General features: G+C 64.5%; 13 protein-coding genes, 1 tRNA gene and 1 pseudogene. 6 read left to right on the top strand and 9 right to left on the bottom strand.

All coding sequences use genetic code 11. From position 1 onward, the window contains the following. Positions 1-14 precede the first annotated feature (14 nt). A complete protein-coding gene (locus tag ACO05L_RS11255; protein WP_421729264.1) occupies positions 15-2,810 on the bottom strand; it encodes a TonB-dependent receptor in 2,796 nt (931 codons plus the stop codon). Positions 2,811-3,061: 251 nt separating this feature from the next. Between ACO05L_RS11255 and ACO05L_RS11250 the strand changes: the two genes are divergently transcribed. The 4 genes from ACO05L_RS11250 (at position 3,062) to ACO05L_RS11235 (ending at position 8,402) form a co-directional block, all read left to right on the top strand. Further along, positions 3,062-3,802, top strand: a complete 741-nt coding sequence (locus ACO05L_RS11250; RefSeq protein WP_421729263.1) for a GntR family transcriptional regulator — start codon at positions 3,062-3,064, stop codon at positions 3,800-3,802. Continuing rightward, on the top strand, positions 3,802-4,851 hold the full coding sequence (locus ACO05L_RS11245) for an SIS domain-containing protein (protein WP_421729262.1): 1,050 nt from the start codon (positions 3,802-3,804) through the stop codon (positions 4,849-4,851). Before ACO05L_RS11250 ends, ACO05L_RS11245 begins: the two co-directional genes overlap by 1 nt. Beyond that, positions 4,851-5,987: an N-acetylglucosamine-6-phosphate deacetylase gene (nagA, locus tag ACO05L_RS11240; RefSeq protein WP_421729261.1), complete on the top strand. Its 1,137-nt coding sequence runs from the start codon at positions 4,851-4,853 to the stop codon at positions 5,985-5,987. The genes ACO05L_RS11245 and nagA overlap by 1 nt, the downstream gene beginning before the upstream one ends. Before the next feature lie 195 nt (positions 5,988-6,182). Continuing rightward, positions 6,183-8,402, top strand: coding sequence for an AGE family epimerase/isomerase (locus ACO05L_RS11235; RefSeq protein ID WP_421729260.1), 2,220 nt, complete (start codon positions 6,183-6,185; stop codon positions 8,400-8,402). Between the two features lie 70 nt (positions 8,403-8,472). Here the strand turns inward: ACO05L_RS11235 and ACO05L_RS11230 are convergent, their stop codons facing one another. Then, positions 8,473-9,060, bottom strand: a complete 588-nt coding sequence (locus ACO05L_RS11230; protein ID WP_421729259.1) for a polysaccharide biosynthesis/export family protein — start codon at positions 9,058-9,060, stop codon at positions 8,473-8,475. Positions 9,061-9,827: 767 nt separating this feature from the next. Between ACO05L_RS11230 and ACO05L_RS11225 the strand changes: the two genes are divergently transcribed. Further along, a complete protein-coding gene (locus ACO05L_RS11225; protein WP_421729258.1) occupies positions 9,828-10,490 on the top strand; it encodes a transglutaminase-like cysteine peptidase in 663 nt (220 codons plus the stop codon). Positions 10,491-10,584: 94 nt separating this feature from the next. On the opposite strand, the gene ACO05L_RS11220 is transcribed toward ACO05L_RS11225, so the two are convergent. The 5 genes from ACO05L_RS11220 to ACO05L_RS11200 all read right to left on the bottom strand — a co-directional run bounded on the left by ACO05L_RS11220 (position 10,585) and on the right by ACO05L_RS11200 (position 16,933). Continuing rightward, positions 10,585-11,172, bottom strand: coding sequence for a hypothetical protein (locus ACO05L_RS11220; RefSeq protein ID WP_421729257.1), 588 nt, complete (start codon positions 11,170-11,172; stop codon positions 10,585-10,587). Between the two features lie 24 nt (positions 11,173-11,196). After that, on the bottom strand, positions 11,197-12,576 hold the full coding sequence (locus tag ACO05L_RS11215; protein WP_421729256.1) for an O-antigen ligase family protein: 1,380 nt from the start codon (positions 12,574-12,576) through the stop codon (positions 11,197-11,199). 167 nt (positions 12,577-12,743) lie between these two features. Then, on the bottom strand, positions 12,744-15,002 hold the full coding sequence (locus ACO05L_RS11210; RefSeq protein ID WP_421729255.1) for a GumC family protein: 2,259 nt from the start codon (positions 15,000-15,002) through the stop codon (positions 12,744-12,746). A gap of 36 nt (positions 15,003-15,038) precedes the next feature. Then, the gene (locus ACO05L_RS11205) at positions 15,039-16,346 is read right to left on the bottom strand and encodes an outer membrane beta-barrel protein (protein ID WP_421729254.1); all 1,308 of its coding nucleotides are present in this window, start codon (positions 16,344-16,346) and stop codon (positions 15,039-15,041) included. 98 nt (positions 16,347-16,444) lie between these two features. After that, complete coding sequence (locus tag ACO05L_RS11200) at positions 16,445-16,933, bottom strand: hypothetical protein (RefSeq protein ID WP_421729253.1); 489 nt, start codon at positions 16,931-16,933, stop codon at positions 16,445-16,447. 401 nt (positions 16,934-17,334) lie between these two features. Between ACO05L_RS11200 and ACO05L_RS11195 the strand changes: the two are divergent. After that, positions 17,335-17,559 (top strand): annotated as a pseudogene (locus ACO05L_RS11195) (GDP-mannose 4,6-dehydratase); the annotation flags it as partial. Between the two features lie 144 nt (positions 17,560-17,703). Here ACO05L_RS11195 and ACO05L_RS11190 read toward each other — a convergent pair. Both ACO05L_RS11190 and ACO05L_RS11185 read right to left on the bottom strand, forming a co-directional pair. Beyond that, on the bottom strand, positions 17,704-18,720 hold the full coding sequence (locus ACO05L_RS11190; protein ID WP_421729252.1) for an SDR family NAD(P)-dependent oxidoreductase: 1,017 nt from the start codon (positions 18,718-18,720) through the stop codon (positions 17,704-17,706). A 254-nt stretch (positions 18,721-18,974) separates the two neighbouring features. Further along, a tRNA-Thr gene (locus ACO05L_RS11185) sits at positions 18,975-19,050 on the bottom strand. Positions 19,051-19,143 lie beyond the last annotated feature (93 nt).

The following is a 19,143-nucleotide window of genomic DNA, read 5'->3' as shown; positions in this document are numbered from 1 at the left end:
CCCCGCCCGCCGCATCAGAAGGAGACGCTGGCGGTCAGCATCAGCCTGCGCCCGGTGCGATACAGGCCGCGCACCAGCTTCTCGGTATTAGCCACGCCGTCGACCTGGGCATAGGTATAGTATTCGGAGTCCAGCAGGTTCATGCCGTCCAGCTTAATGCCGACCTGCTCTGTGACCTGGTAGCCCAGGCTGGCGTCCAGCGACTTGTAGTCGTCGGTGACCAGGAAATTCCCTCGATCCACCTGGGTGTAGTATTTCGAACGCCAGGAATAGCTGACGCGCGCGCTCCAGGGGCCGGCCTCATAGAAGGGGCTGATGCTGTACTGGTTTTCGGAGGTCCAGGGCATGGGGCCGCCGTTGTCAGACTCGGCATCCGAGTAGGTGTAGTTGGCCAGCAACCCGAACCCGTATGCCAGGTCCTGCTGATAGTTCAGCGACAGCCCCTTGATGGTCGCCGATCCCGCATTGTTGGGGCGCGAGATGGTGAACTCGGTGTCCGTCTGGGTCGACTGGTTGAAGTGGGTCTCGGTCGCCGTCGTCGTCAGGATGTAGTTGCCCACGTCCTTGTAGAAGAGGGTGCCGGCCAGGATCGAGTTCGGGGCGAAATACCACTCGGCCGAGACATCCAGGTTGGTGGATTCGTAAGGGTCGAGGTCCGGATTGCCGCCGCCGCCGGTCAGGGTCTGCGGACCCAGCCACAGGTAGTTGGACATATCCCCGTAGTTCGGCCGCGAGATCACCTTGGCCGCCGAGAAGCGCAGCACCAGATCATCGTCGAAGTCATAGGCGATGTTCAGGTTCGGCAGGACGTTTTCGTACTTCTTGACCACGCTGACGAGGTCGTAGCCGTCCGCGGCGCAGACCGTGCCGGTGGTGCACTGATAGCCCTGGCTGTCGGATTCGGTGCGGACGTAGCGGACGCCCAGATTGCCTCGGAAGCCGTTCCACTCGAAGTCGGCCTGGCCGTACAGGGCGGTGACATCCTCGGTGACCGTCCAGGTGTTGGCCACGAACGACGGATCGTTGAAGGTGCCGGGCTCGGGCATGGTCTGCCAGGGCGCCAGCCACTCGCCGCCCAGGATGTAATCGGCCAGGGCCCAGCCATCGATGGTGAAGCGCTCGGACAGGTCGCCGGTATCGCCGAAGCCGCTCAGATAGTTGTCAGGCAGGGAGCGCGGGTCGAACTGAGAGGCGCGTGGGTTGCCGTAGCCGGCGACGGAGGCCAGGGCCACGCCGGACATGGACTGGCCGGTCTCGTGCTCACGCCGCTTGGCGCCGAAGCGTACCTGGGTGACGGGACCGTCCAGGCGGATGCCGAAATCGACCTGGCCATAGGTCTCCTCGTCCCAGGTCGGCTTGCTGACGATATTGCCGCCCCAACCCGGGGCCCAGTTGGTCTCCGTCGGCGCATCCGTGTGCCACGGGCTGGCGTAACCGCCGTCGATCTGGAAGGCGTCGGGATTGATGAAGGGATTGGCGCCGGTGAAGGTCAGGCTGGGCGTGCCGCTGATGTCGTAGGAATAGTCGGCCCAGTTCAGGAACTCGCCGAAGACCTGACGGCCGGTGCCGCCCGTGGCCTTGGTTGTGCCGATATGGGCCGAGGCGAACCAGCTATCCTGGTCCCATTTGGCCTTCAGGTCGTAGGAATCGGTTTCGACCGTGGCCTGGCGGTTGATCAGGTCATAGGCCGTCAGGGCGTTCCTGAAGGTGCCGCCGGTGATGACTCCGCCGTCCACGGTGACGTCCGTCATCCGCATCAGGGCGTTGTAGGCGTTGCCGTTGAAGGCGAACATGGAGTGGCTGATGTTGTCGTAGCCCGCCTTGACCTTCAGGGCGTTGAACTCGATGTCGAGGTGGTCGTTGGGCCGGAACTGCAGGGCCAGGGACAGGGTGTCGCGCTTGCGCTCCTGTTCGAAATAGTGGGCGCTGATCGAGTTGGGACCCACCGCGTCCAGATTGGCCAGCAGGGTGGTCTCGCACTCACCGCCGCAGGTGCCGGGGAAGGTCTGCCACTCGCCGTCAGGCCCGGCCGGCAGGGACCAGTCGATCGGCGTATTGAACACCGAGCCGCCGCCACCCTGGCCATAGGCATAGTCGCGGCCGGTGACGGTGCCGTAGGATTCGATACCGTCGCGACGGATGTTCTCGGTCGAGGTCTGGGCCGAGAAGATGACGCCGAAGGTTTCGGCCTCGTTCTTCCAGCCGAACAGGATCGAAGCCTGCGGATCGCCGCTCTCGATCCGGTCATTGTAGATGTAGCTCACCTGGCCGGAAACCGTGGTGTGATCCAGGTCCAGAGGCTTGCGCGTATAGACGATGACGGTGCCGCCGATGGAGCCTTCGTCGATATAGGCCTCAGGCGACTTATAGACCTCGATCTTGCCCACCAGTTGCGGCGCCAGCAGCGAGTAGTTGAAGGTCCGCCCCGGCTGGTCGCTGATGAACCAGTCGGCTGAGGCCACGGTCTGGCCGTTCAGCAGAGTGCGGCTGAGCGCCGGGTCGGTGCCCAGGATCGACACCTTCTCGCCCTGACCAAAGGACCTGTCGATGGTGATGCCGGGCAGGGAGACCAGGGCCTCGGCCACGTTCGAACTTGGGAACTTGCCCACGTCCTCGGCGGTGATGACATCGATGATGGCGTTGGCGTTGCGCTTGGTTTCCAGCGACTGCGCCAGCGAGGCCCGAATGCCGGTTACGACGACTTCATCGACGGTGCTGACCGTTTGGTCGGCGTCCTGAGCGAAGGCGGAACCGGCGAACAGCGCCAGGGCGCTGACAGATCCCGCAAGCATGGCTTGGCGAAAACACATAAGAAATTCCCCTCGAAAGGTCTGCCCCCGCAGACCATGAAAAGCCCAATTAGATACCAATCAAGACTCTGCTTCCGGCGATGAATGCTTGAACTCGCCGTTTGCTGGCCTAGGCTTTCATCAATCTGTTGCACGATGCAAGACCAAAATGTAAATTGGGCCTAGCCAACTGCATATTGGCTCTGTATTGGTATTATTGCGTTCACGGCGAGCGAGGCGAAAGCGCTGTGACGGCAGATCTGGAGGGGGCGATGTCATTTGTCGAAGCGATCGGTCCGTTGGACGCGCAGCGTCCTGCGCCGCTGTATCAGCAGCTTCAGCACGCCGTCCGCGAGGCGATCGATCGCCAGGCGTTGAGGCCCGACGAGGCTTTGCCGCCGGAACGCGACCTGGCGCTGGATCTGTCGGTATCGCGCATCACCATCCGCAAGGCCTTCGACGGGCTGGTCGCCGAGGGTCTGCTTACCCGTCGTCAGGGGGCCGGAACCTTCGTGGCCGCGCGGGTCGAGAAGAACTTCTCCAAACTGACCTCCTTCTCGGAGGACATGGCGGCGCGGGGGCGCAAGGCGTCCAGTTCCTGGCTGAGCCGCAGCCAAGGCACGGTGACGCCTGAAGAGGCCCTGACACTGGGGCTCAGCCCCGGCACCGGCGTCTATCGCTTCAACCGGATCCGCTATGCCGACGGCCTGCCGATGGCGCTGGAATACTCGACGGTGCCGGCGGCCTGTCTGCCCAGTCTGGATTCGGTCGAGGCCTCGCTCTATCGCGCCCTGTCCGACAACGGCCACCGGCCGAACCGCGCGTTGCAGCGGCTGCGGGCCGTGTTGTTCGATGCAGAGCAGGCCCAGCTTCTGGGCACGGCCGACAGCGCCGCCGGCCTGCTGATCGAGCGCCGCGCCTTCCACAACGGCCAGGCGGTCGAGGTGACCAAGTCCTACTATCGCGGCGACGCCTATGATTTCGTCGCCGAACTGAACGACGGACCCGTTTGATGCGAGCGACACCTGTTTTGCGCGTCGAGGATACGCGGATGTTCGCCGAGGCCGCTGAGGTCCCGGCCATCGTCGCCGCCCAACTGCGCGACAACGCCGACATCATCGCTCGGGCCGTTGAACGGCTGCGCGCGCATCCGCCGACCCTGGCCCTGATCTGTGGCCGGGGCAGTTCCGACAATGCGGGCGTCTATGCCCGCTACCTGATCGAGACCCGGATGGGGGTCGTGACCAGCCCCGCGCCCCTGGCGATCAGTTCTGTCTATGGCGGTGCGCCCCGTGTCGACGGCGGCGTCTGCCTGGCCATCTCACAATCTGGCAAGAGCCCCGATCTGGTCGCCGCGGCATCGGCGGCCCGCTCGGGCGGGGCCTTCGTCATCGCCCTGGTCAATGCCGAGGGCTCGCCCCTGGCCCAGGTCGCCGACATCACCATCCCGCTGCGCGCGGGGCCTGAGCTGTCGGTCGCGGCGACCAAGAGCTTCATCACCAGCCTGACCGCCATCGCTCACCTGGTGGCCGAATGGTCGGGCGACGCGGAACTGAAAGCCGGCCTCGCCGCGCTGCCGGAGCAACTGGACGCCGCCTGGAAACAGGACTGGTCGCCCGCCTTGGCCATGCTGGAGGCGGCGACCAACCTCTATGTCGTCGGGCGCGGCGTGGGCTTTGGCGCTGCGCGCGAAGCGGCCCTGAAGCTGAAGGAAACCTGCGGCCTGCACGCAGAAGCCTTCAGCGCCGCAGAGGTCCGGCACGGCCCGATGGCCCTGGTTCAGGCCGGCTTTCCTGTGCTGGTCCTTGCCCAGTCCGACGTCACGCGCGACGACGCCGAGGATCTGGCGTCCGAGTTCGCGGCGAGGGGCGCGCAGGTCTGTATCTCAGGCAAGATCGCCGGTCCGCGGGTCATCTCCCTGCCGTCGACGCCTGGGCATCCGATGCTGGAACCCATCCTGCTGACCCAGAGTTTCTACGGCCTGGCGGCGCGGCTGTCCGTGGCGCGCGGATTCGATCCGGATCGTCCGCCCTATCTCAACAAGGTGACCGAGACGGTCTGATGCGAACCGAGCTTGTAAACGGGCGGGTCCTTACCGCTGCGGGCCTGCGCGACGACGTCAGTGTGGTCATCGAGGACGGCTGCATCGTCGCGGTCGGTCCTTTTGGCGACGCCGGGGATGCAGACATCCACGATCTTGAGGGCCAGACCCTGGTGCCGGGCTTCATCGACACCCAGGTGAACGGTGGCGGCGGCGGCCTGTTCAATGACGATCCCAGCCCAGACACCATCGCCAGGATCGGGCGTGCACATCGCCGGTTCGGCACGACGGGGTTTTTGCCGACCCTTCTCAGCGACGACCTTGAGGTCATCGACCGCGCCATCGACGCCGTGGATGCGGCGATCGCGCAAGGCGTGCCTGGTGTGCTGGGCATTCATATCGAGGGGCCGTTTCTGAATGCACGCCGCAAGGGCATTCATGACGTGTCCAAGTTTCGTGTGTTGGAAGATGAGGGGATCGAGCGGCTGACGCGACTGAAGTCCGGCCGCACCCTCATCACCCTGGCGCCGGAAATGACCTCGCCGGAGATGATCAGTCGCCTGACGGCTGCTGGGGCCATCGTTTCCGCCGGTCACACCGACGCCGACTACGCCACCACCCGCGCCGCCCTGAGCGCCGGAGTGACCGGCTTCACCCATCTGTTCAACGCCATGTCGGGTTTGCAGAACCGGGCGCCCGGCGTGGTCGGGGCCGCGCTGGAGGACCAAGACGCCTTCTGCGGCCTGATCGTCGACGGGCATCACGTCGATCCGGTGATGCTGAAACTGGCCCTGCGCTGCCGGCCGGTCGACCGTTTCATGCTGGTCAGCGACGCCATGCCCAGCGTGGGTTCGGATCAGGATCACTTCTATCTTCAGGGACGTCGCATCACCGTGAAGGACGGCACCTGTCGTGACGTCAACGGGGTTCTGGCCGGGTCCGATCTGGATATGTCCGCCGCCTTGCGCAACGCCATCGGCCTGCTGGACCTCGACCTGGCCTCGGCCTCGACCATGGCCAGCACGGCGCCGGCGGCCTTTCTGGGAATGTCGGCCAAGCGGGGGCGGATCGAAGTCGGTCAGGCCGCCGACCTGGTGCTGCTGGATGCTCAGCTGGCGGTTTCCGACACCTGGATCGCCGGTCAGCGCCTCGACTAGATCGAGGTTCTGGCGCGCCTAGAAGGCCTGGCTTCAGCCCGATCTCGCTGTCCATATCCGACGGCCAGAATGTCCGTTGGGCCCTGTGTGTCTGTGGCGAACCAGCGATGTCTGAAACTGCGGCAATCGGGACGGCCAGGGTTGCGGGAGTGCAATCGGTAAGCGTAACTGTTCCTGGGCGACAGGGAACTTCGGATGGCATTCTACCCCGTGATCATGTGCGGAGGGGCGGGGACGCGTCTGTGGCCAGCGTCACGTCCCTCGCGTCCCAAACAGTTCATCAACCTGGCGGGTAATCGGTCCCTGTTTCAGGATACCGTGGATCGCGTCGCCGGCCTGGCCGCAGGGGGCGGAAGTCTGGTCGTCATCGGCGGCGTCGCCCACGGCGAGACCATTGCGGACCAACTGGCCCAGATCGGGATAGAGGCTCAGGTCTTGCTGGAGCCCCAACCGCGCGATTCCGCTGCGGCCATGGCGGCGGCCTCAGCCTGGGTCGCGCGCATCGACCCCGAGGGCGTAATCGCCTTCGTGGCGTCGGATCACTACATTCCCGACGCCACGGCTTTCCGGCGCGCCGTGGTCGAGGCCGCAATGGACGCCCGGAACGGTCGCATCGTGACACTGGGCGTCAAGCCGACCGAGCCGTCCTCCGCCTATGGCTATATCAAGCCGGCCGGCGATCATCTTTCAGCCGTCGAGTCCTTCCACGAGAAGCCGGATGCGCAGACGGCCGCCGAACTCATGGCGTCGGGCTATCTGTGGAACAGCGGCAACTTCATCGTCTGCGCCAGCACGATGATCTGTGAGCTCGAGGCCTACGCGCCCGAGGTGCTGGACGCGGCATTGCGGGCCTTGCCGCCGCTGGGAGCATCGCCATCGACCCGGACCCTGGACGAGAGCTTCCTGGCCGCCCCCAAGATCTCGATCGACTATGCGGTGATGGAGCGGACCCGCAAGGCGTCGGTCCTGCCCGTCGACTTCGCCTGGTCGGATCTCGGCGCCTGGGATGCGGTCGCCGTCAGCGGGGAGGGCTCCACGGGCATCCGTATCCTGGAAGACGCCGAACGTGTGCTGACGCGCGCGCCTGACGGCGTCCTAGTCGCCGCGATCGGCGTCAGCGACATCGCCATCGTGGTCGAGCAGGACGCCGTTCTCGTCTGCAATCTGGATCGTTCTCAGGAGTTGAAGGGGCTGGTCGATCGTGTGCGGGCGATCTCTCCTCAGCATCTGGACTTCCGGGTTGAACCGCCTGAGGGGCTGGTCGAGGGCGCGCGAGGATTCGCAGAGTGGCTGCGGTTGAGGGCCCTGCCTCTCTGGTCGTCAGTCGGCTTGGGCGCGGATGGCGGCTTTCGGGAATCCCTGACCTTGCTCGGCAAGCCGACGACAAGTCCGCGACGCGCGCGGGTCCAGACCCGCCAGATCTTCGTCTACGCCAAGGCTGGCGAACTGGGTTGGCAGGGGCCCTGGCCGATCATCGTGCAGTCGGCGCTCAAGCGCTTGAGCGCCTCCTACCTCCGGCCCGATGGCGCATCCCGCGCGCGCCTTTCGGCGGACTGGAGCGTCCTGGACGATGAGCCCTCGGTCTACGACCAGGCCTTTGTCCTGTTCGCGCTTGCCGCCGCCCAGCGGTCGGGCAGTCATGAAGACGAGACGTTCGAAAAGCGCGCGGCCGATCTGCGCGACCTGATCGTCGCCCAGGCCTTGCCCAACGGCGCCATGCTGGAGGCCGGCGACCATCCGCAGCAGTCGAACGCCCATATGCATATGCTCGAGGCTGCACTCGCCTGGTCCGAGATCAGCGAGGATCCGGCCTGGATCGACCTCGCGAACCGCATTGTCACCCTGGCCCTGGATCGCTTCATTGACGCCGAGGGCGGATTCCTGCGTGAGTTCTTCACACCGGATTGGGCGCCTGCCGAGGGTGACGATGGCCGGATCGTGGAGCCCGGACATCAGTTTGAATGGGCCTGGCTGCTGGAACGGTATGGTCGGCGACAGGAAGACCCGCGCAGTCTGGCGGCGGCGCGGGCGCTGTACGCAGCGGGCCGAAAAGGGGTGATGCATCGGCCCTTGGTCGCGATCGACGCCATGGCCGACGATCTCAAGCCGCGCATTCGCCGCGCGCGCCTCTGGCCTCAGACGGAGTGGCTGAAGGCCTCTCTGATCCTGGCGGAAACCGCTCCGGAAGAAGAGCGCGCCGCTCTGCTCGAAGACGCGGCCTCGGCCTTGCGAGCGGCTAAACTCTATCTCCTGGACGACGGTCTCTGGCGCGACACTCGCCTGCCCACGGGTGAGTTTATCGACGGGCCGGCTCCGGCGAGCTCATTCTACCACCTGATCGCCGCGTTCGACCAACTGGCCAGGACCCTGAACATCCTCGAGCTCGATGGCGGAGATGCATTGAACCTGGCCTGAGCCGATGGCGGGAGTCCCGACCCGCTCCGAGCGCGGCTCGACGGATGCCGTCAGCAATCGCCTTTGAACCCTAGAAGAAGCGTTCGCCGATCCGGATCGTATCGCCCGGTGCGACCTGGGTCGCGGTGGTGAGCGGGAAGGGCTGTTCACCGATGCCGTCCGCGCGCTTGATGTAGACCCGACGAGTGTCGGCCCGGTAGGTGAAGCCTTCGGCCGTGGCGACCGCGTTCAGCACCGTGAGATTGTTGGTGTAGGGATATTCGCCAGGCTTGTTCACCTCGCCCAGAATGTAGAAGGGGCGGTAGTTGAGCACTTCGGCGCTGACGCGCGGCTCGTTGATGTAGCCCTGACGAAGGGCGATAGCGATTTCTTCTTGGAACTGGGAAATTGTCAGGCCGGCAGCCTGAATTTCACCGACCAAGGGCAGAGAGATCTTGCCGCTGCCGCCGACCAGGAACTCGCCGGTCAAAGCTTCCTCGCCGAAAACATTGACCCGCACCTTGTCGGCAGCGCCCAGGCGATATTCGGGAACCGTGCGAACCCCTTCGGCCAGAGCTTCGCCAGCCGAGGCCTGTGAGATGTCCGGCGCGGATGCGCAGGCTGTCGCACACAGCAGAAGCATGGTTCCGAGAAGCAGAGCGCGCAGCGAGCGGAGCATGGGCAATTCCTAGGTGTGACAAGGGTTCATAGCGAACTGAGCCGTATTTTCCAAACGCTACGCTGTCGGAGCGAGAAACACGAAAACAAGCTTAATTTGAAAGTAACCTTACCTTCCCAGCAACCAATTAGCTACACACGACAGCAACCTAGTTTGTAAGCCGAGTTTTATACTGAAGATGAGAAGTTCTCTCTAAGACGAGAGGACAAGAAATGTCGAAATCAAATGTTTGGCGCCGCGCGCTGGTGGCTGCTTTGATCACCAGTGGCGCCGCCGGCGGCACGGCGCTGGCGCAAGCTGCACCGTCAGCCCGGCAGCCTCTCATCACCTCTTCCTCCATGTCCTTGGGATCACCAACGTCGGCTCCACGCGGCTTTCTGGACTTCTGCCGTCGGCAGCCGGCGCATTGCGCCGAATCCGGCGCCGTTGCGTCGATCCAGGTTGTCGAGCAGCGGGCGAACACTCTGTATTGGGCCGCCGTGTTCAGCCCCACGCAGCCATCGACCGCCCCCGCAGCAACGCGCCGGGTTGGAAGAGATCGTGACGTCGACTGGGCGGCCGTGTTTTCCGAGCGCCCGGCGTCGCCCACAAGTTCGCACGCCCGTGCCGAAGTCCCCGTCTCCTCGGCGCCGCTTCCCGCACCCGTGTCGGCTATGATGCAGCGGCGGCCTTGGCCCGTAGGCGCGACAGGCGCTCACACGATTTCCTGGGCTCCGCGCTCAACTCCAACCTACGCTCAGCCTGCCTTGTTGACCGCAGAGACCCCCATGACGCGGGCCATGTCGGCCTATCGTTCGGCGGACCGCGACATCAGCCCAAAGCCGTTCCAACCCGCTGTTCGCCGCGTGGCTCCCTTGATGGTCTCCGGCGTCACGGGACGGCCGCTGCTGGCTGAACCTCAGCCGTCGAAACCCTTCATGAGCGACAGCTCCGTGGCTTCCTTGACGGGCGTCGCGCCGCGGGTTCTCGAAGTTCCGCCGGCGATCGTCGGAGACGAAGCTCTTGCAGCCCCCGAGGTTGTCGATATCGCCCCGCCGAAGGTCAGGCTCGACAGCGCCTTGTGGGCGGAGGTCAACCGGGTGAACCGCGAGGTCAATCGGCGCATCCGGCAGACTTCGGACGAACGCAACTTCGGTGTCGAGGACTTCTGGCAGTTGCCGGCCGGAGCCAATGCGCGGGGCGACTGCGAGGACTATGTTCTGGCCAAGCGCCAGGCCTTGATCGAACGCGGCGTCCCCTCGGGCGCACTTTCGATCGCCATCGCCAAGACCCGCTGGGGCGAAACCCACGCCGTTCTGCTTCTGGCGTCTGAAACGGGCGAATATGTCCTCGACAGCCTCAGCCCCTGGGTCTCCCGCTGGGACCGGGTCGACTACGCTTGGGAGGAACGCCAGGCGCCCGGCAAAGTGTTTGAATGGGTCCGGCTGTAGCGACCGATTGAGGTCGTCGTTGAGGGGTTTGCGAACCCCTTGACCCGTCGATCGGGCGCGGAGACCGTCGCCGACTGCCCGGCTGTGAGTGGCCTCAGCCTGCGGGGACGCTCGACTGTTCGAGAGCCTGCTTGATCGCCTGCGCGCGCCTGGCCTTTTCATAGAGCAGGACGGCGGCAAGACGACCCGACGGGTTGTTGATCAACTTGGGCCTGAAAGGCCGCTTGGCCATGATGAGGGCGTCAAGTTCCTGCGCCGCCTGTTGGCGCAGCGAGGGCGTGACCTCTCCCCAGTGCTCGAAGATGAAGGCGAGGCGCCAGTGCGCAGAGCCCGATCCAAACGGCTCAACGGTGTAGGAGCGCTCCAGCGCGTCCAGACTGGCCGCATCGAGAGGGGCTCCCGATCGGGTCTGGACATAGGCCTGGCGAAGATAGGCGTCCGTGTTGAGGGGAGAGGTTCTGAGCACGGCCGCGTTGTGTTCAAGGGCCAACGCCTGTCCGCCGGGTGTCTCGGCCAAGAGCCGGGCGCGCGCTTCGCGGGCCGGGGTCAGGTCGGACGCCAGCGGAATGTCCATGGTGGCCAGGCTGGCGGACAGCGCCGTTGCGCCTGCGCAGATCAGGGCGATCGCGCCGAGCGCCACGGCTGTGGCCAGTTTGATCCGGTATTTGAGCGCGGAGGTCATGATGTTTCCGGTTCTCGATCCAGCCTAGCTGCGGCTCTGGCCGAAGGCGAACTGGACGCCGAGGATCATGGCCCAGAAGGCCGCGATCGACGGCACCTGAAGGCCGAAGTCCGTTATGCCGTGGATGAGAATGACGAGATTGGACACGATGAGACCACGCATCAGTCCCTGGCCCGATCGCACGCGAAACGTCTGTTGGATCGCGCAGCCGATGATGAGCGCGATGAGCAGGAACATCGGCGTGGCCCCGATGACGCCGGCCTCTTCCAGCCATTGGAGATAGACATTGTGCGCCGCTCTGACGTTCCAGAGATCGCTATAGGTCTCGCCCGTCATGAGCAGGTGGTTGATCTTGTCGAACGACCCCAGGCCGTAACCCATCAGGGGGGAGGCCAAAAAAGCATCCCAATGGGCGCCGAAGATCGACGTGCGCACGACCAGGTCCTGGTTCAGGGTGTCGGCCCGCCGCCAGACGAGATCATTGCCGCCGGCAAGCAGGATGGGCCCCACCAGCAGCAGCGCGAGCCCGCCGAGCAGTATGGGAAGGCGGTTTCCTCGGGTCTCGAAGACTTCCCAGACAAGAAGAACCCCACAGGCGACGACGGTCGCGGCAAGACCCATTCGCGACGCGGTCAACAGCAGGCAGGTCATGAACAGCAAGAGACAGGCGGCCGGCGTGGCGACGCGGGACGTCAGCTCGCTGAACCCCAACCCGGCGCCCTGACGCCAGGCGCGGAGCACGGCGGTCAGGCCGAGAACGCTCAGGATGCCGAAGACCGTCGCGGCGCTGTTGGCGCTGAGAAAGCCGCCGCTGAGCCGGGAGCCCTGCATGATCTGCGCACCGGATAGGAAGGTGAGCAGCGCAATCGCTGCATACGCCGCGCCGATATAGACGATCAGATCAAAGGTCGCCCGCGCCCGATCGGGCCTGGCCGCCTGCAGGCAGCCGACCACGAAGACGCAGGCAAGGCCGAGGAGCTTGATGATCTCTATCAGGGTCGCCGATTGATCAATGGTCGAGGCGCCGACAGCCGCGCCCGCCCATAACCAGATCGGATGCGGCCCGCCGGGCACCGAGGGGGTCAGGGACCACAGAGCTATCGCGATGACGGCGAAGAACAGGATCGCGACCGGAGCCGTGGGACGTAAGTCAAACAGGCCGATGCGGGCCTGTGGAATGGCGATCGTGATCAGCAAGGCTGCGGCCAGGATCGCCGACAGCCACAGTGCGGCAAGCGTCTGGTTCGCGCCGTATGCCAGATGGGCGAGATACAGGATCGAGGGGACCAGCCCGAGGGCCGCCCAGGTGGCGATGCCGATCTTGACCTTGGCCTTGGTCGAGGGTGCGAAGGCCTTGGATCGACGCCGCCGTCGCGTGGAAGGGGAGGAAGATCCGTCGGTCATTTTGCTCGCGCCTCGACGCCCCGGCGCGGGATCAGCATCCATCGCAGCATCGGCGCATCGCATCGCGACAACCCGACGCGACCCGCTCCCAGTGAAGCGTGAAGCGGCTCGCGACCTGTTCTGAGCACAAACCGCGAGCTTCTTGGAAATTTCAAGATCACCCCGGACTAGGCGGCGTAGTATTTCTTGTAGTCGGCATAATAATAGCCGGCGTCGCCGTAGCCGTATCGGGCTTGAGCATTCATGTCGACTTGGGTCATGGCGATGCCAGCGACATGGGCGCCCGATTGATCGAGCAACTTGAGCGCGGCGGAGACCGCCTTCTCAGGCGTCTTGCGCCAACGGGTCAGGAAGACGGTCGCATCCGAACGGGCGGCCAGCACCCGGGTGTCGGCGACAGCCAGAACCGGTGCGGTGTCCAGGATGACGAGGTCGAAGGTCTCGCGCAGTTGCTGAAGAAGCTCGGTCATGGTCGAGGAACCGAACACATCCTTGGGCGTGAAGCTGTTCTTGGCCAAGGGCAGCACATAGGCGCCGGAGGCTTCGTCCAGATGCAGGACATCGTCCAGCTTGGCCGTGCGAGTCAGGACTTCCAGCAGGCCGCGTTCCGGCTCGATCCCCAACAGGCGGTTGACGTTACGGCGACGCAGATCGCAGTCCACGATGACGACGCGGGCCCCGGACTGAGCCGCGACCCGGGCCAGGCTGACCGATGTGGTGGTCTTGCCTTCGGCCGGCAGAGCGGAGGTCATGGTGATGACCTTAATCTCATGGCCGATCCGCGAGTAGAGGATGGACGCGCGGAGCGCTCGCACCGCTTCGCTGAAGCTCGAGAGTGGTCGTTTCAGCACATAGTCGACCGGGGTCTCGTCGCGGTCGACAGGGTCCGCCACGGAAGCCAGGGTCGGCACCGAGCCCAGGTGGGGCAGGTTGAACTTGCGCTCGATGTCTTCGCCAGTGGTCAGGCCCGAGTCGAGCATTTCGGCCAGGACGATACCCGCCAAGCCCGCGCCCAGGGCCAGAAACAGACCGAGAGCCAGGTTCAGGGGAATATTGGGCGAGCTGGGCTCTGTAGGAATGGCGGCGCGGGAAACGATCCGGGCGTCCGACTGCTGGATGCCTTCTGACGAGCTGGTTTCTTTGAAGCGGTCGAGGAAGCTCTGGTACAGGGTGCGCACGGACTCGGCGTTGCGAGACAGTTCGTTGAGCCGAACGCCCGCGGCGTTGTTGGCGGCCAATGTGCCCCGGGCGTTGCCCAGGCTGCCTGCCATCGAACCAGTGCGTTCGCGCGCCACCTGAGCCTCGGCTTCAAGATTGGAGATGATCCGGCGGATTTCAGCCTGGATCTGGGCGTCGATATCGGCAAGTTCGCGCTGCGCACGCAGCATATCGGGGTGGCGAGGGCCGTAGCGGCTCGACAGATCGGCCACGCGGCCGCTGACCTCTGCCCGGCGAGCACGCAACTGTTGAACCACGGCGGAGCCGAGCGCTTCCCCGACATCGTCGCCGGCGGACCCCGCCGCCAGTTGGGACCGCGCGGTGCGAAGACGGGCCTCGGACTCGGCCTGTTGCGCCCGCACTGTCGCCAGTTGTTGATTGTAGGCGGAAATCTCCTGTTCGGTCAGGGTCGCGCCCGACGAGCTCAAGAGGTTGTTCGCCGTACGGTACTGCTCCACCGCCGCCTCAGCCTGCTGGACCTCGGTGCGAAGTTCACCAAGACGCGTGTTGAGCCAGGTGTTCGCCTGACGAGTGGCGTCGAACTTGGCTTCAAGTTGCTCGAGCAGGTAGCGATCGGCGAAGGTGTTGGCGATCCGCGACGCCTTGGCGGCGTCCTCGGATTCGAAGCCTACGTTCATCACATAGGTCAGGCCGGCCCGACGGATCGAGAGGCGGCTGAGAACGACGTCGACGACGCGTTCCTTCTCTTTTTGCGCTTCAACTTCCGAGAGGCGGCTGCGCGCTGCATCCGGCGCGGCGGCGCCAAAGAGAACAGCAACCCCGCCGACGACGGATTTGATGGGGCCCGGCTTCTGCAGGGCGCGATTGAACTCGGGATCCTCGTCCAGGCTCAGCACCTCGACTACCCGCTCAGCGAGACGGCGCGACTTGAGAATCTCGACCTCGGTGTCGACCACGCCGGAATCTGCCGACAGGCCCGACAGCACGGCCTGGGTATCGACCACCTGCTCCGTGCGGGTGTCGATCATGATGCTGGCCGTCGCCGTGTAGAGTGGCGTGGCGCGCAGGGTCACGACGATCGTCACGACCAGGACCAGGATGACGATGGCCAGGAACAGCTTCAGCCGCCGCCGGAAGACGGCGATGAGGCGGTTCAGATCGATATGCTGACCCAGGCCTGTCTGCCAGCCGTCATCGGGACCATGACCCTCAGGCGGTCGCGGAGCAAAATCAGCACTTTGGGTCATGTATACTCAGCTACTCTCGGCGATGGCGAGGTCGAGTTAAAACTGGCCGACCAGCGAAACGGTCAAGCGGTTGACCGTGAAGTCGCGGCCGGGGGCGACGCCATCGGACGACTGGTCGAGCCGGCTGGCGGCGAGGCTCACGCCCAGCCTGCGGTTGACCAGATAGGTGGCGTTCGCAGACAGGTTCAGACGTTCGTCTTCACGGTCGATGTCTTCGTAATCGTCGAATGTGTAGCTCAGGCCGGCGCCGAGGATGATGTTTCGGCGCAGTTCGTGGTCGACGCGAACGCCGGCCGACGAGGCCAGGTAACCGCCCGCTCCATTGACGCCTGCATCTTCAACGCTGCGGCCGCCGGTAAAGGTGACCGTGGTCAACTGCGTCGGGAACCACTCGACCTGGGCGCGGGCCGCAAAGCCGTCGACGTCCGAGTAGGCGGCATTGTCGAAGTCCTGGCTGACATAGCCGACGGCGACTTCACCGCGCGACGTGGCCCCAAGCTCGAAATTGGCGCCGCCCAGGACTTCGTAGCCGGAAGAGTCGCGTGGCGCGAAGCCGGGGCCGCTCGCGTCGCCGTAGTCGCGTTCATTGCCGCCGACCTGAACGAACAGGGCGGTCGCCGGGCTGATGGCGTAGTCGACGCGGCCCGCCAGCGAATAGAGGTCGCGGTCGCGATTGTCCTGGTCGATCGGCAGTCCGGCAACAGTCTCGGCGTCTTGGTAGTCGAAGTTGCGCCAATCCGCGCGGCCGGAGAACTTGGTGCGGCTGAAGGTGCGCGCGGCGGCGAGATAGGTCTGCGCGGTCGAATACTCGATCGGCTCTGCGGCGCGGACATCGGTGCTGGCAGCCGAGCGCGGCTCGGTCAGTTCCGAATAGGACGCGCCTGCGTTGAGGATGGTGCTGCGGGTGACGTCGACGCGGCCGTCGAAACCCGTGGACCAGTTGTTGTGATCCTCGGAACCGAAGTCTTGGTAGCGGTTCAGCGCCGCTTCAGCGAACAGGTCGAGCGCATGGCGCGACCAGTTGGACACGACGGAAACGCTCGGCTTGGCGAAAAGGATTATATCGTCCTGTTCGCCGGTCTTCACCGCAAAGATGTTGTCGTTGAACTCGGCGCCCAGCTCGAGGCGGGGGAAGGCCATGAAGGCGCCCAGAGGAAGGCCAAGCGCTTCATATTCGGGGTGCGGGCGCTCGCGGACCGCCAGGTTGCGGTCTCGCGCAAACAGGTCGGCTCCGTTGCTCGCGCTGTTCACGGCGCTGCCTGCGGTCTGAGCCGACGCGGCGCTGGCGCCCGCAGCGGCGCCCAGAACGACAAAGGCCGTCAAACTCTTGGTCAGGATCGACATGTCCGTGTCTCGCACACAGGCGCAGGACGCGAACGCCCTGTCACCATGAATATCAGGAAGATGACAGCCCGTCCGCCGGACAGGCTGTCGTTTGCGGCTTAGCCGACGGGCGGCACGTAGTCCGAACCGCCGCCGCCGCCACCGCCGCCAGGGCCCGAGCCAATGGCAGCGCCGCCACCGGGAGCGCCGCCAGCAGCGGGAGCGCCGCCTGGAGTAAGCATTGCGGTCTTGACCTGACCCGACACCGCAGCGAAGGCGAGGGCTGCGGTTGGCGTCAGATTGCCTTCCGCCTGGAGCTGGGCGAGCGCCTGGGCCAGAGCCGCGTCAGCCACTTGCAGCGAAGCGCCGCTCGTGGCGACGGCGGCCTGGATAGCAGCCTCAATAGCGGCCTCGGTTTGCTCGGCCGAGTAGCCGTTCGTCGTAGCGCTCGCTTGTGCAGCCGCGGCAGCCGACTTGATCGACGCGACCAAGGAGGCCACTTCGCTCTGCGATTGAGCGACGGCGATTACTGGCACGGCGGCAAGCGACACAGCGCTCAAAGCAGCCATGCCCCGCACAGCCATCGCAACAAAAACTGATTTCGTCATCTGGGGTCCCCTCATCAGAGACCGCCAACGATCTCGCAACTGCGATCATGATCCTGGCAACGGCAAAGGTAAACACTGCTCGCCCACTTCGGGAAGTTTTGAAGCGGTTCGAGCGCGCCTGTGTCTCGGAAGACACTGTGATCTGAAAACTTGGAGGCCGGCTTTTGTCGGCGATAGAGCTGCAGTTCCATAAGGCTGGCTAGGTCCCGACGCCCGCTTTCGTCGATGGGGCTTGCGCGACTGTAACGCGCTAGGACTGTCAAGCCGCCTGGGTGATCTTAAGGATTGCTGCGCCTCGCGTGTATCCTGAGTGTGCGCCGCACCAAAATGAATCGCCCTTCTTCGACGACCTTGTTATGTAAACGCCGCAGCCCGTTGGATTGGCTGCAGTCGGGGGACTTATGCAGGCGAAACTAAACGGCAAGGTCGCGCTCGTGACGGGCGTGACGGGGCAGGACGGGGCTTATCTTTCGGAATTGCTTCTGGAAAAAGGATACATCGTCCACGGGGTCAAGCGGCGGTCTTCGTCGTTCAACACAGGCCGGATCGAGCATCTGTACCAGGATCCGCACGAGAAAGACCCGCGGTTCATCCTGCACCACGGAGATCTGACGGACTCCACCCATCCGACGAGCTCGGGAGCGTAGTTGAGCGCGACGATCAGGATGCGGAGTTGTTGAGCAGGCGCCGGTTGAAGACGCTCGGATACATCGACCGATAGCCCCGTGAGGCCCTGAACAGCCGAGGACGACGGAGCGAGCCTGGCGACACTATCCATTTTCGTAGGACCGCCACCATTGGACGAACCGCTCGAGTCCGTCCTTCAAAGGCACCCTGGGTGCGTAACCGGTCAGGGCGGACAACTTCGACACATCGGCGTAGGTGGCTGTGACATCCCCGGGCTGCATCGGGCGCATGATCTTTTCGGCCTGGCAGCCCAGCGCCGTTTCCAGCGTGCGGATCATTTCCATCAACCCGACCGGCTGGCTGTCGCCGATATTGTAAACCTCGTGCCCGCCCTGGGCTGGAGGGCGATCCAGGACCCCGACGATCCCGTCCACGATGTCGTCGATATAGGTGAAGTCCCGCGCCATGCGTCCTTCGCCATAGACCTCGATCGGCTCACCCCTGACGACCTTCCGGGTGAAGCTGAAATAGGCCATGTCGGGCCGACCCCAGGGGCCATAGACCGTGAAAAAGCGCAGGCCCGATTGCGGGAAACCGTAAAGGGTCGCGTAGCTCTGGCTCAGCAGCTCGCATGAGCGCTTGGTGGCGGCGTACAACGAGACGGGATTCACGGTGGGGTCGTCTTCGCGGAAGCCTGCGCCCTCCAGCGGACGGTCGCCATAGACCGAGCTGGACGAGGCATAGACCAGGTGGCTCACGCCATTATGGCGCGCAGCTTCCAGGATCGAGAGATGGCCCGCCAGATTGGAGCGCTGGTAGGCAAAGGGATTATCGATGGAGTACCGGACGCCGGCCTGGGCCGCGAGATGGACGATGCGGTCGATCTTGTTGACTGCGACAAGGTCCTTGATCTGCTCGTGATCGGCGATATCGGCTCGGACCATTCGGAAGCCCGGTCGGGCTTCCAAACGCGCGGCGCGAGCTTGCTTTAGTTGAGGGTCGTAATAGTCGTTGAAGTTATCGACCCCGATCACTTCCTCGCCCCGGTCGAGCAGGCGTTCGGCCGTGTGCATACCGATGAAACCGGCAGCGCCGGTCACAAGTATAGGCTTTGCGCCAATCGAAACCACAAAAACCCCCCTAGGCCCAAGCTGGGCCATATCCCTCTATACTGACATCTTGCCGCACGCGCGACTAAAATTGCTGCGGCGCAGTGTAGTGACGGTGGTATCGACATGGGGGCTTCCGGCTCATCGCCGCCGGGATGCTTTCGGCGCCCCGTGTACCGAAGTCCCCGCGATCTGGTTCGCGAGAGCGTCTCGACAATCTGCTCGCAAGATTGGCGTCGCAGCAAGCTGCATCCGCAGCGCACTAAGGGTGCTGCAGGCTCTTACACGCAAGATCGAGGTGAGGATGGTGCCGGCTGCAGGAATCGAACCCGCGACATCCAGTTTACAAAACTGGCGCTCTACCAACTGAGCTAAGCCGGCCCGGAGATGTGTCCGTGCGGTGCGCCTTATGCTGAGGGAATCCCCAGGGGGCAAGTAGCTCAACGCGCGCGAGCGATCTCTGAGCCACAAGTT

It is taken from the genome of Brevundimonas sp. (genome assembly GCF_965227765.1).
In the GTDB taxonomy this organism is placed as follows: Bacteria; Pseudomonadota; Alphaproteobacteria; order Caulobacterales; family Caulobacteraceae; genus Brevundimonas.
The sequence above is the reverse complement of the archived record's forward strand: the minus strand, read 5'-3'. Positions and strand labels throughout refer to the sequence as shown.

What these genes read in the sequence shown, in the direction of transcription:
- ACO05L_RS11205 (WP_421729254.1), bottom strand. Translation starts at nt 16,346, where the DNA reads ATGTCGATCCTGACCAAGAGTTTGACGGCCTTTGTCGTTCTGGGCGCC.
- ACO05L_RS11230 (WP_421729259.1), bottom strand. Translation starts at nt 9,060, where the DNA reads ATGCTCCGCTCGCTGCGCGCTCTGCTTCTCGGAACCATGCTTCTGCTG.
- ACO05L_RS11250 (WP_421729263.1), top strand. Translation starts at nt 3,062, where the DNA reads ATGTCATTTGTCGAAGCGATCGGTCCGTTGGACGCGCAGCGTCCTGCG.
- ACO05L_RS11220 (WP_421729257.1), bottom strand. Translation starts at nt 11,172, where the DNA reads ATGACCTCCGCGCTCAAATACCGGATCAAACTGGCCACAGCCGTGGCG.
- ACO05L_RS11215 (WP_421729256.1), bottom strand. Translation starts at nt 12,576, where the DNA reads ATGACCGACGGATCTTCCTCCCCTTCCACGCGACGGCGGCGTCGATCC.
- ACO05L_RS11210 (WP_421729255.1), bottom strand. Translation starts at nt 15,002, where the DNA reads ATGACCCAAAGTGCTGATTTTGCTCCGCGACCGCCTGAGGGTCATGGT.
- nagA (WP_421729261.1), top strand. Translation starts at nt 4,851, where the DNA reads ATGCGAACCGAGCTTGTAAACGGGCGGGTCCTTACCGCTGCGGGCCTG.
- ACO05L_RS11255 (WP_421729264.1), bottom strand. Translation starts at nt 2,810, where the DNA reads ATGTGTTTTCGCCAAGCCATGCTTGCGGGATCTGTCAGCGCCCTGGCG.
- ACO05L_RS11245 (WP_421729262.1), top strand. Translation starts at nt 3,802, where the DNA reads ATGCGAGCGACACCTGTTTTGCGCGTCGAGGATACGCGGATGTTCGCC.
- ACO05L_RS11200 (WP_421729253.1), bottom strand. Translation starts at nt 16,933, where the DNA reads ATGACGAAATCAGTTTTTGTTGCGATGGCTGTGCGGGGCATGGCTGCT.
- ACO05L_RS11190 (WP_421729252.1), bottom strand. Translation starts at nt 18,720, where the DNA reads ATGGCCCAGCTTGGGCCTAGGGGGGTTTTTGTGGTTTCGATTGGCGCA.
- ACO05L_RS11225 (WP_421729258.1), top strand. Translation starts at nt 9,828, where the DNA reads ATGACGCGGGCCATGTCGGCCTATCGTTCGGCGGACCGCGACATCAGC.
- ACO05L_RS11235 (WP_421729260.1), top strand. Translation starts at nt 6,183, where the DNA reads ATGGCATTCTACCCCGTGATCATGTGCGGAGGGGCGGGGACGCGTCTG.